Genomic DNA, 12,169 nt, shown 5'->3' with positions numbered 1-12,169 from the left:
ATGACAGTTGAAAAAAAAGATATCGAAAACCTAGATGACATCAAGAAATTAGTCGATGTCTTCTATGATAAGGTGCGGGAGGATGAGCTACTAGCACCTATTTTTAATGGAATTATTCAAGATCGATGGCCACAACATCTGAATATAATGTACACGTTTTGGCAGACAGTCTTGTTGGGAGAGCATACCTATTATGGAAGCCCATTCGTTCCTCATGCCAATTTACCTGTAGATCATCATCATTTTCAAGCCTGGCTTAGGTTATTTAATGCAACGGTAGACGACCTTTTTGCGGGTAAGATAGCAGATGAGGCAAAATGGAGAGCTGATAAGATGGCTTTAATGTTCGAAACCAAAATAAAGTATTTTCAGTCCAGCAATAAGCCACTAAGCTGATAGCTGACAGCGTATTTTTTAGGTTTATTTTCATTCTATTGTAAAAAACAGCAGTATTTGAAATAATAAAAGACAAAAACATCTTTTATTATTTCAAATACATTACTTTTGAATTGTTAAATCAACAAGTTAATAGAATTAAAAAGACATTATTATGATTACTTCAGAAACACTCGATGTTACAACAATTGAGCCTAGGTTAAAGCATCCGACTATTTTTCAATATTTTGATGCCCTCCGTCCCGGTGAAAACTTTATTATTCACAATGATCATGATCCTAAACCACTTTATTATCAATTATTGGGAGAGCGAGGAGCGATTTTTACCTGGGAGTATCTAGAGCAAGGGCCAACCTCTTGGCTCGTAAAAATTGCTAAGAACAAGTTGGATAGTAATACCAATGCGGAAACGGTAGGCTCAATTGCCGCAAAAGATTATCGCAAGGCAGAAGTTTTTAAGAAATTCGGAATAGATTTTTGTTGTGGTGGCGAAAAGACGTTAAAAGAGGCTAGTGAAGAAGCAGGAATCTCAGAAGAAGAATTAAAAACGGAATTAGAGGAAGCCGATACGGTTACCACTGCAGCGTCGCAAGATTACAACAAATGGAAAATCGATTTTCTTGCTGACTTTATTTCTAATACGCACCATCAATATGTAAAAGAAAATTCAACCGTGATTATGGGTCTAGCAAACAAAGTAGCTCAACATCATGGTGCTCAACATCCCGAGCTATGGTCAGTAAACAAAAAAGTTGAAGCCTTAATGAATGATTTATTAGATCATATTTCTAAAGAAGATACTATATTGTTTCCGGCAATAAAAGAACTCAGCAAGAATGGCAAGCGGACAGAAAAACCTTCAATAGAAATGATTATAAAAATGATGCATGAAGATCATGATCATACCGGTGAAGATTTGCGCCAACTTCGAAAACTTACGGATGATTACACATTGCCGGCTGAAGCATGTAATTCGTATATGTATTTATTTGAAAAGTTAAAAGAGTTTGAAGATGATACTTTTAAACATATCCATTTGGAAAATAATATTTTATTTCCAAAGGCGATTGATTTAGAAACTCAAAACTAAATCAAACATTTAACGGCATTTAAGGTTTCCTTTTAATGTTTTATTTACCATTAAGCATCCTCGAGACAGGGGGTGCTTATTTTGAATTTTAGCGAAAGTATTGCCAACAGATCCCCTATGATATCCGGAAACTCAAAAACAACAGATTACTCAACTATTTTGCCATTTTATGGTACAGCGGCTATCTTTTTCTTTCTATTGAGCGTTTTAATGTTTATTGCTGCAGACCGATTTGAAGATCATTTTTTTAAAGCTGAAACTTTGGCCCTCGTTCATTTAGCTGTTTTAGGATGGGGGACGATGATTATTTTTGGAGCAGCCTATCAGCTGCTTCCCGTTATTTTCGGTAAGCCTCTTTATAGTTCGAGCTTAGCTTATGCATCTTATTGGTTTCTCTTGTTTGGGACGCTTTTTCTTGTTTTTTCTTTTTGGCAGTTTTTAATTGGTTCACCTATGATCGTCGGCGGAACAATGATTCTCATCGGAGTCTTGTTGTACAATATTAATGTAATACGCACGTCGAAAAAGGCAGAAACAAATATCCAACGTTATTTTCTTGTGATTTCGGGAATTTGGTTGTTTTTGACTGTGTCAGTCGGCCTCATGCTCGCCGTCAATCTTTACACTCCATACCTACCGGTAAGCCACATGGAAATTCTTAAAGCTCATGCGCATATGGGTTTTGCCGGTTGGTTCCTTCAGCTAATTACGGGCGTTAGCTCTAAGCTCGTACCGATGTTTTTATTTGGGAAATCTAAGAAAGAATATCTACTAAAGATATCTCTTATGTTTCAAAACATAGGTCTTGTCGGTTTCGCTATTGATCAGTTATGTTTTGGGAGCTCATTTAGGATGTATTTTTATTTCATCATTATTGTCGTAGGTATTGTTACATGGATTTATTATCTTGGTGATGTATTCCTTAATCGAGTAAAAAAGCGGGTTGATATGCAAATGAAGTATACGTTAATTTCATTACTATCTTTGATTGGAGCTATTTTTCTGGTTCCTGTTTTAGCAAACGTTTCAGCTAACCAATGGAGTATTCTATACGGAGTATTTATCATCCTTGGATGGGTAAGCGGTATTATATTTGGCAAGACATTTAAGACCTTACCTTTCATAGTTTGGAACAAACATTATGAAAACTCTCACGGGCGTAAAGGCATCCCATTACCAAAGCATCTATATAATGAAAAATATCTTCGATACCAGTTTATATTATTCATAATTGCACTTATTTCACTCAGTATTGGCGTCGTTCTCAGCATCACGGTTGTTATAAAAGCTAGTCTCATCTTGTGGATACTCGTGGCTATATTGTATGTTGTAAACGTAGCTAAAGTTTTCTTTCACAAACCCATTAGTCATGGAATTACAAATTAGCGATCCCTATTTCTCAGAGAAATCAGAGATCATGACGGCCCTTTATCAGGTTAATGATCCTGAACTTATGGTTAATATCATTGATCTTGGTTTGGTTTATGATATCGACCTGTCGATTCCCGGGCAGATCAAAGTAGTTATGACACTCACGTCGAAGGGCTGCCCTTTAGGACATGCGATAGAACAGGGTGTCAAAAATGCTGTGAATGAAAAATTTCCCAATGCAAATGTTATTGTAGAAATAGTTTGGGATCCAGTATGGACATTTGAAGAGATATCAGCGGCAGGGCGCGAACAGCTTGGGTTTTAGTACTTAAAATCAACTACGGAAATGATACTAGTCACTGTTTATTGTTAACTATTATGGTATTTTTGTCTTAAAAGAAAAGCAACAATAAATAAAATTTAATTAATTGGTTATGAAAAAAGTAAACATCCAACATTTAGTCAAAAAGCTCGTTCCAATCGGTATCGTTGCCATGACTGCATTGTTCGCTGCGTGTAGTGGACAAAGCAGCGGTCCAGGCGTGATGGAAGCAACCTTTGAAGGTGAGGGAGATGATTTAGAAAGAATAACGCAGGAGATGGTAATGCCGCCGCTTGTCCCCGAACACGAACAAGTTGCGACTGGCGGACCTAAGGTAGTTGAAGTAACAGTTGAAATTGAAGAAAAGAAAATGGAGGTAGCACCTGGCGACTCTATCTGGGCTTTAACATTTAACGGTTCAGTACCGGGACCATTGATCGTCGTTCATCAGAATGACTTCGTCGAGTTAACATTAAAAAACCCTGCGACGAATACAATGATGCACAACATCGACTTTCATTCCGCGACCGGACATGAAGGGGGTGCAGACATCTCGAAGGTGAACCCAGGCGAAGAAGTAACCTTCCGTTTTAGAGCAACTAGAGCAGGTGTGTTTGTATACCATTGTGCACCTGGAGGTATGATGACACCGATGCACGTTGTCTCAGGGATGAACGGCGCAATTATGGTATTGCCACGAGAAGGACTGAAAGATGAGAAGGGCAAATTGGTGAAATACGATAAAGCGTTCTACGTTATGGAACAAGATTACTATTTGCCGAAAAATGAAGACGGTTCATTTAAGAGCATAGCGACTGCCAATGAAAGCATGTCGGAAATGGAACAATCGATCCGAACGTTGATACCAACACACATTGTATTCAATGGAAGAAGAAACTCGCTTACAGGTAAAAATGCAATGAGCGTAAATGTTGGGGATAATGTATTATTCATTAGCGGTCAAGCGAATCGAGATACTCGTCTTCACCTAATTGGAGGCCACGCCGACTTGTTCTGGCCAGGAGGTAAATTTAGCAATACCCCTTATACGGATTTTGAGACTTGGGCAATTCCGGGTGGATCAGCAGCAGCAGCCTTGTATAAGTTCAGAGAGCCAGGAACATATACCTTCTTGAATCACAATTTGATTGAAGCAGTAGCCTTTGGTGCAGTAGCACAAGTTAAGGCTGAGGGTGAGTGGGATAACGCACTGATGAAAGAAATTTCAGAAGCTGGCCCTATCAAATAAGCATGTTTTGATTTGTTGTTAATAGTGAAAGGGGCGGTATCGATCGATACCGCCCCTTTATTATTCGTGATTAATTATTTCTAAGCAAGTTAGCTGATAAGGCCAATCATATCAGCCATCACTTTCAAGCTCTCCTCTTCAATAAAATCTACATCCGTCGTTGAGCCTTCTTCTGAATCCTCCGGTAAGCCTAAGGATGCTTGGCGTGCTTCCCGTCTAGCTTTTGATCGTTTTTCGTTCTCTGCCCGTTCGGCCCGAAGCTTTGTTTCCTGTAGAGAAACGCTGGTTTCACCTTCTCTCTCCTTTAGATATGCAATATCCTCCAATAGATTTTCGTATTCCGGCGATTTTTCCATACGGCTCTCATGACTGATATTTAAGCTGTCGATGATCGGACCTAAATCTGCCACTGGCGAGTACTTAGTTGCGTTGATCTGATCCCAAGGTAAGGCAGCCGGTTCTGAGCTCTCGCCAAACTTGTCTGCTGGATAGATCATCGGGAACTTGATATCAGGTATTACTCCTTTGTGTTGCGTACTGCTACCGGTTATACGATAAAATTTAGCCATCGTAATATTAATCTGGCCAAAGGCCGGCGCGCCGTCTGCAAGCAGCTCGGCATCATTCGTAGCAGTGGAACTTTGTGCTTTAAGTAATAGACGGTTAGCCGGACTGATGACACGCGCCATGTCTATTGCCGACTGCACAGTCCCTTTTCCATAACTTTGGGTACCAAGAATCAACCCACGTCCATAATCTTGAATAGCCCCAGCAAATATCTCGGATGCTGATGCACTAAAGCGATCGATCATTACACCCATAGGCCCATCCCATAAAATGCTTGGATCGTCATCACTATCTACTTCGATCCGATTCCGTGTGTCTCTAACTTGCACCACTGGTCCGCTTTTAATAAACAATCCGGTAAGCTCAATCGCTTCCATTAGTGATCCGCCACCATTACCGCGTAGATCTACTAAGATTGCGTCCACATTTTCTTGTTTAAGTGTGTCCAAAATAAGTTTAACATCCCGTGTTGTGCTCTTATAGTTAGGATCCTTTGCATTATAAGCTTCGAAGTCAATATAGAAGCCAGGAATCTTTATAACTCCAACTTTGTAGGTTTTCCCATCCTGTCCGGTAACGGTTTTTGTTTCCTTCTTCGCTGAAGACTCTTCCATTACAATTTTGTCACGGGTGAGAGATACAATCGTTGGCTGTGAAGTTAGTTCTTGTCCAGCCGGAATAATCTTTAGCCGAACTACAGTGCCCTTCGGACCCTTAATTTTTGAAACAGCATTATCCAAGCGCCATCCGACGATGTCGACAAACTCGTCATCTCCTTGGGCTACACCGATGATCCGATCATCGACCTGTAGCGTTTTATCTTTGAACGCAGGTCCGCCCGGCAAAACTTCTGAAATTTTAACAACCTCATTATCCATCATCAGGCGTGCGCCAATCCCTTCAAAGGTCCTAGCCATGTCTTCGTTGAATGCCTGTGCAAAAGAAGGGTTAAAATAATTCGTATGCGGGTCAATGGCACCTGTGAACGCATTCATAATGATTTGAAATGCATCATCATTATTAGTCTTTTCTGCTTGTGATATCAGGTTGTTGTATCGGTCGGTTAAGGTTTCAATCCTTTTTTGCCGATCCTCTTTTCCCTCTTCCTCTCTAATCTTTAGCGTAAGCATATCATATTTCACACGCTTTCTCCATGTGTCTTCAGCTTCTTCTTCAGATCCAAACCAGTCCTCGTCCTTTCTATTATATATGTATTCCTCGTCTTTGGTGAAGTCGAATTCTGTATCAACTAAAGAAACCGCATAGTTCAGCCTTTCAAGATACCGCGTTTGATATACATTAAAAATGTGAAACATAGCGCTCAGGTCCCCTTCAGTTAAGTCCTTTAACAAAACTGGACGATACTGTTCGAAGCTTTGAATATCACTTTTTAAGAAATAGTTCTTCCCTTCGTCAAGCGTCTTAATGTATACATCATATATTTCTGATGAGAGAGAGTCATTAAAAGGAACTTTCTTATAATGAACAGTTTCGAACAGGCTCACTAAGTCCTTAACGATTACACTTTGTGCCGCGTTAGGTTGCAGTGTACCCGGTTCCTCCCCATTTAAATCTACACGCGCACCCGCACTGCATGAAATAGCCGCAGCTATAAATATGGCTAAAAATACTTTTTTTAACATTTCTTGAAACGATTTGTAACTCATTTTATAAACTTGATAAATTTATAAAGCTCCTACTGTAAATTAACAAAATAAAATCCACTTTTAGCGAGAGCCCTATGATATTTGTGAGAGATTAAAAAGAATCCTCACATAGTATTGACTTTTTTACATTAGAATTTGTTTGTTAATAAATTCCACTTTGAGGATATTATAAGAATTTAAAGCTAAAGCGGCCTCTGTGTATTTCCCTGTATTAAGATAAGCATCGCCAATTCCATCTTCTATTTCAATTAACAATGCTTCCATCTGATGTTTAATGGCCAGTTCTTTCGCATGCTTATAGTCATCTATTGCTAAAGCTCCGTCCCCGATTTTATTCTTTAACTCAGCTATCTTAAATAAGCTCTCTGCCAATCCTTTTTCATCTTTGTGCATGGTCGCCACATCCGCTGCCTGTAGGTAAATCCATTTTGCTTCTACAAATTTTTCTTCGTTTTCCTTGATTAAAGCCAAGGTGTTTAAAGCGTCTACAATATCTGGATAACTCTTCGATTTCTGCAAGAGTGGAAAGCTGCGAGTTAGGACTACATTATGCGCGGCTTGATAATTGCCCAGTTTAGCCTCGATATTAGCGATTGCCAATGTATATAAACCTTCTGCCAAAATATCTTTGTTCGCTTTCGCTATGGCAATTAATTTATCGTAATACCTCAATGAGTTGGTTAAATTTCCCGCATCATTCTCAAGAATCGCCAAGTTATTGAGGATGGCAACGTTTTTTCTATTGTCACCCAATAGCTCGTATTCTATTGTCACCTCTAAAAACAGCTCTCGTGCCGAATCGTGATCCCCTTTTAACAGCTTGATGATTCCCAAGTGGTTCTGCCAGGCCCATACAGAATCAAGATTATTAATCTGATTATAATAATTTATGGCTGCCGTCACTTGTTCCTCGCGACTAACAACTGAGGTGTCCTTTGTTATTTTAAAGGGCAGCTCGCCATTGTCCACTTTTTTTAACCTCTCGAACAGTTGTTGACGTTCAATCAAGGAAAGCAATTCACTTTGTTCCTTCTTTTTTGCAGAATACTGACCTTGAATGATCTCTATTTTTGTTTTAGGAGGAGGTAAGATATATACTTTGGGACCGATGCCAGAGAATTGTTCATTATAATTAGAAGGTTGGCTAAACTTCGTCTGACCCTTACTTTCAAATGCTGATAAACTTAAAAGAAGTATCAAACAATAAACCCATAACCCATTTTTCATACATACACCTGTTAAACCAATACCTGTTTTATAATAACTAATACTTACAAATATAATGCAAATTTTTTCTACCCGCTGTCTCCGCGTGATAGACAGGTGCTTTCGGGAAAAAAATAACTATTTTTGCTTAAAGATGGCAACTTTACCTCCTTTAGCAGAACGACTCCGCCCTAAGTCCTTGGATGAGTATATTGGACAGACACACATCGTGGGCCCTAATGCAGTATTACGCAACGCTATAGAAAATAGCAATATACCTTCTATGATTCTCTGGGGGCCACCAGGTGTGGGCAAGACAACCTTGGCAAATATTATCGCAGAAACGTTAGGTCGTCCATTTTTTAACCTGAGTGCCATTAATGCAGGTGTAAAGGATATCAGAGATGTTATCAGTAAAGCGAAAGCTATTCGTCAAGCTCAAACCGAGCAGCCCATTCTATTTATCGACGAGATCCATCGGTTCTCGAAATCACAACAAGATTCACTCCTTGGGGCTGTTGAAAGTGGCCTGGTGACCTTGATTGGTGCGACTACAGAAAATCCTTCTTTTGAAGTCATTTCAGCCTTACTATCGCGTTGTCAGGTATATATCTTGAAGTCTATCGATGAGCGAGATCTGATCCATCTAATAGATAGTGCCATTAAAAAAGATGAAATTTTAAAAAATAAGTCACTACAAATTACAGAGTACGATGCATTATTACGCATATCGGGTGGTGATGCCCGTAAACTTTTAAATTTGTTAGAGCTTGTGTCTAACGCGAAAGAAATCGAATCCTCTCCTGTTGACAATGCTCTCGTGTTGAAATTAGTTCAACAAAATCTAGCCTTTTATGATAAATCCGGAGAGCAACATTATGATATTATTTCTGCATTTATCAAATCGATTCGTGGAAGCGACCCGAATGCAGCTGTTTACTGGTTGGCTAGAATGATCGAAGGCGGAGAAGATCCTAAATTTATCGCTCGTCGGTTGTTGATCTTGGCATCAGAGGATATTGGAAATGCGAACCCCAATGCGCTTCTTTTAGCAAACAATTGCTTTCAGGCAGTCTCTGTTATCGGCTGGCCGGAGTCTCGAATTATCCTTTCACAAACTGTCACCTATTTAGCGTCTAGCGACAAGAGTAATGCCTCGTATGAGGCTATTAATAAGGCGCAAGCTTTAGTCCGTCAGACAGGTGATCTGCCTGTTCCTTTGCATCTTCGGAATGCGCCGACTAAATTAATGAAAGACATTGGTTACGGGAAAGATTATCAATATTCACACGCATATGAGGGTAATTTCGTACAGCAAGAGTTTATGCCAGAAAAAGTCAGCAGTACTAAGCTATACGAGCCTGGTAATAATTCAGCCGAAAATAGACTACGTGAAAAACTAAGGAATAATTGGAAAGACAAGTATGGCTATTGAGCGGCTAACGCTTCGTAGGCTTTCTCTGCAGCTATTTTTTCTGCATTTTTCTTGTTGTAATCTTGGCCCGTTCCTCGCACTTCACCGTCGATCAGGACATCCACAGTGAACAAACGTGAATGATCTTCCTCATTGTTCTTTACTTTCACAAATTGGATTTCCTTATTATTCTGTTGACACCACTCAATAAGGCGACTCTTGAAATTCATTTCCGTATTCTCGAGTTGTTGGATATCAACAAAAGGGGCTATAATCCGAGTTAAAATAAATCGTTGCGTTTTCTCGTAGCCTTTATCTAGATAGACGGCCCCGATCAAAGCCTCAAATGCGTCCCCCAATAATGAACTTTGCCTATGCGGATAGGTCATCACTCGCATATCGTACTCTATTAATTCATTAAGACCCAGTTTCCTTGCAAGGATGTTTAGGTTTGCGCGACTTACAATTTTAGAGCGCATTTCCGTTAGAAAACCCTCACCTTTAAATGGGTACTTTTTAAAGAGCAAGGTTGCTACTACTGAACCAAGGATAGCGTCACCCAAAAATTCTAGACGCTCATTACTATTCTTCGCGCTTTCATTCTCGTTGATGACAATGGCAGCAGATTTATGTCTAAAAGCCATTCGATAAAGGCGTACATTTCCCGGGACAAACCCCAAAAGATTTCTTAAAGCTCGAATGTATTCGCGTTCAGAAGAAATATGGAGTTTATAGATTCTGGAAATAGGCATAGCCTTTAGATCATTTTACTCCTCGTATTTTTTAAAGACAACCGAAGCATTATGACCACCAAAACCAAAGGTATTACTTTGGGCATACTGGATATCCCGTTTCTGTGCCGTATTAAACGTGAAATTTAGCTTTGGGTCCAAAGCAGGGTCATCAGTAAAATGGTTGATTGTAGGAGGAACAACGCTATTCTTAATTGCCAATATACAGGCTATTGATTCAGCTGCACCAGCTGCACCCAATAGATGTCCCGTCATTGATTTTGTTGAACTAATGTTCAACTCAAATGCATGTTGTCCAAAAAGATCCATAATGGCCTTTGTTTCACTGATATCACCTACGGGCGTAGATGTACCATGAACATTGATATAGTCAATGTTGTCCGTAGAAATGTGTGCATCACGCATAGCATTAACCATGGCTAAACGTGCGCCCAAACCTTCCGGATGTGATGCTGTAATATGGTGGGCGTCTGCACTCATGCCGCCTCCAACCAATTCAGCATAAATTTTGGCTCCTCGAGCCTTTGCATGTTCCAAGCTCTCCAGAATAATGGTTCCGGATCCTTCGCCTGCTACAAACCCGTCGCGATCTTTATCGAACGGACGTGACGCAGTTGCTGGATCGTCGTTTCTGGTTGAAAGTGCGTGCATCGCATTGAAACCGCCAATACCTGCCTCATTGATGATTGCCTCTGATCCTCCGCTGATAATCATATCCGCATAACCACAACGAATGTAGTTTAGTGAATCAATTAGCGCATTGGTTGATGAAGCACATGCAGAAACAGTTGAAAAGTTAGGTCCATGTAAACCATATCTCATCGAGATATGCCCCGGTGCTATATCCAAAATCATTTTTGGTATAAAAAAGGGGTTGAACCGTGGTGACCCATCACCATTGGAGAAGTTTGTCACTTCATCTAAGAATGTTTTTAGGCCTCCAATTCCCGAACCCCAAATAACACCGATACGGTTTGTATCGAGTTTCTCAAAATCCAATTCCGCATCTTTAACAGCTTCATCGGTTGAGGCTAATGCATAATGAACGAAAGGATCCAACTTGCGTGCTTCTTTACGATCCATAAAGTCTTCAGCATTGAAGTCCTTTACTTCACACGCAAACCTGGTCTTAAATTTACTAGCATCAAAACGAGTGATTGGAGCGGCACCACTTACTCCATTTGCTAAACTGTTCCAGTATTCTGGAACAGTATTACCAATTGGAGTAAGTGCACCGAGCCCAGTTACAACTACTCTTTTAAGCTCCATGTATAAATTTTGGCTTAATGAAATTAGTTATTTTACATTCTTTTCTAAATAGGTCACAGCTTGACCTACAGTGCTGATCGTTTCAGCTTGGTCATCAGGAATGGCAACGTTGAATTCCTTTTCAAATTCCATGATTAGTTCTACGGTATCTAACGAATCCGCTCCTAAATCATTTGTGAATGAAGCCTCTGGTGTAACTTCGTTTTCGTCAACACCCAATTTTTCAACGATAATTGCTTTTACTCTTGAAGCGATATCAGACATGATTTTTATAGTTTAATGTTTAATAAATCAAATGCAAAGAAAAATAAATTAAATCACATATCAAATCTTTTTAATTTTTACCGGCAGTTTTGATAGGAAATATATCTATTAATCAATTAATAATGAATTTTGTTTTTATTATCTTCGTGTGAAAATACGAAAGATAATTGAATAAAATTACCTTAAAATACGAAATTGATCTCGATTTTCTATTAATCGCGATCACTTGCCCGTTAAAAGACTATCGATTTTGTTATTACATAAACAAATATACGGGTCTGAACCTTGAAAAAACAGCAGATCATGAAACCTGGATGACAAGCTCCACATCGCTGTATTTTAGTAAATATTCATATATAAGCGATAATACCGGGACTGAGTTTTATGTTATAGCAAATAAGGGTGTCGAGTCTGGATACTTGCTTCCTGAGTTGCGAGGTTCCGACTATTTTTTACTGATCAAAGAGTTCATCGACGATGAGGATTTGAAAAATCTACATAAATCACTGAATAGTATACCTGATGTTGTAGTGGCTACCGAAATTGATCCCGAAAAGTTGAAATCCAAAGAAAATCTCGTATTTTAGCGACATATTATTGGG

12 protein-coding genes are annotated in these 12,169 nt (G+C 39.4%); 7 read left to right on the top strand and 5 right to left on the bottom strand.

Features of this window, described 5'->3' with window-relative positions; genetic code table 11:
- From WKR92_RS06550 to nirK, 5 genes are all read left to right on the top strand, one after another.
- A complete protein-coding gene (locus WKR92_RS06550) occupies positions 1-396 on the top strand; it encodes a group III truncated hemoglobin (RefSeq protein WP_375557020.1) in 396 nt (131 codons plus the stop codon).
- Positions 397-550: 154 nt separating this feature from the next.
- A complete protein-coding gene (ric, locus tag WKR92_RS06545) occupies positions 551-1,486 on the top strand; it encodes an iron-sulfur cluster repair di-iron protein (protein WP_375557019.1) in 936 nt (311 codons plus the stop codon).
- A 117-nt stretch (positions 1,487-1,603) separates the two neighbouring features.
- Positions 1,604-2,872, top strand: a complete 1,269-nt coding sequence (locus WKR92_RS06540) for a hypothetical protein (protein WP_375557018.1) — start codon at positions 1,604-1,606, stop codon at positions 2,870-2,872.
- Positions 2,856-3,182: a metal-sulfur cluster assembly factor gene (locus tag WKR92_RS06535; protein ID WP_375557017.1), complete on the top strand. Its 327-nt coding sequence runs from the start codon at positions 2,856-2,858 to the stop codon at positions 3,180-3,182. The genes WKR92_RS06540 and WKR92_RS06535 overlap by 17 nt, the downstream gene beginning before the upstream one ends.
- A gap of 109 nt (positions 3,183-3,291) precedes the next feature.
- Positions 3,292-4,428: a copper-containing nitrite reductase gene (gene nirK, locus WKR92_RS06530; protein ID WP_375557016.1), complete on the top strand. Its 1,137-nt coding sequence runs from the start codon at positions 3,292-3,294 to the stop codon at positions 4,426-4,428.
- Positions 4,429-4,517: 89 nt separating this feature from the next.
- Here the strand turns inward: nirK and WKR92_RS06525 are convergent, their stop codons facing one another.
- On the bottom strand, positions 4,518-6,662 hold the full coding sequence (locus WKR92_RS06525; RefSeq protein ID WP_375557015.1) for a carboxy terminal-processing peptidase: 2,145 nt from the start codon (positions 6,660-6,662) through the stop codon (positions 4,518-4,520).
- Between the two features lie 123 nt (positions 6,663-6,785).
- A complete protein-coding gene (locus tag WKR92_RS06520; protein ID WP_375557014.1) occupies positions 6,786-7,889 on the bottom strand; it encodes a tetratricopeptide repeat protein in 1,104 nt (367 codons plus the stop codon).
- A gap of 133 nt (positions 7,890-8,022) precedes the next feature.
- On the opposite strand from WKR92_RS06520, the gene WKR92_RS06515 reads away from it, so the two are divergent.
- Positions 8,023-9,303, top strand: coding sequence for a replication-associated recombination protein A (locus tag WKR92_RS06515; protein WP_375557013.1), 1,281 nt, complete (start codon positions 8,023-8,025; stop codon positions 9,301-9,303).
- Here WKR92_RS06515 and rnc read toward each other — a convergent pair.
- From rnc to WKR92_RS06500, 3 genes are read right to left on the bottom strand one after another with little or no spacing between them, the layout of a single operon-like run.
- Positions 9,297-10,034 carry a ribonuclease III gene (gene rnc / locus WKR92_RS06510; protein ID WP_375557012.1) on the bottom strand — a complete coding sequence of 246 codons (738 nt, stop codon included), beginning with the start codon at positions 10,032-10,034 and terminating at the stop codon, positions 9,297-9,299. The genes WKR92_RS06515 and rnc overlap by 7 nt on opposite strands.
- A 15-nt stretch (positions 10,035-10,049) precedes the next feature.
- Positions 10,050-11,303, bottom strand: coding sequence for a beta-ketoacyl-ACP synthase II (gene fabF / locus WKR92_RS06505; RefSeq protein WP_375557011.1), 1,254 nt, complete (start codon positions 11,301-11,303; stop codon positions 10,050-10,052).
- A 27-nt stretch (positions 11,304-11,330) separates the two neighbouring features.
- Positions 11,331-11,567 carry an acyl carrier protein gene (locus WKR92_RS06500; protein WP_118193557.1) on the bottom strand — a complete coding sequence of 79 codons (237 nt, stop codon included), beginning with the start codon at positions 11,565-11,567 and terminating at the stop codon, positions 11,331-11,333.
- 167 nt (positions 11,568-11,734) lie between these two features.
- Here WKR92_RS06500 and WKR92_RS06495 point away from each other — a divergent pair, with 167 nt between their 5' ends.
- Positions 11,735-12,154, top strand: a complete 420-nt coding sequence (locus WKR92_RS06495; RefSeq protein WP_375557010.1) for an IPExxxVDY family protein — start codon at positions 11,735-11,737, stop codon at positions 12,152-12,154.
- Positions 12,155-12,169 lie beyond the last annotated feature (15 nt).

Origin of the sequence: Albibacterium profundi, assembly GCF_042159835.1 — a bacterium.
Lineage (GTDB): Bacteria > Bacteroidota > Bacteroidia > Sphingobacteriales > Sphingobacteriaceae > Albibacterium > Albibacterium profundi.
This window is presented reverse-complemented; position numbering and strand designations above follow the sequence as displayed.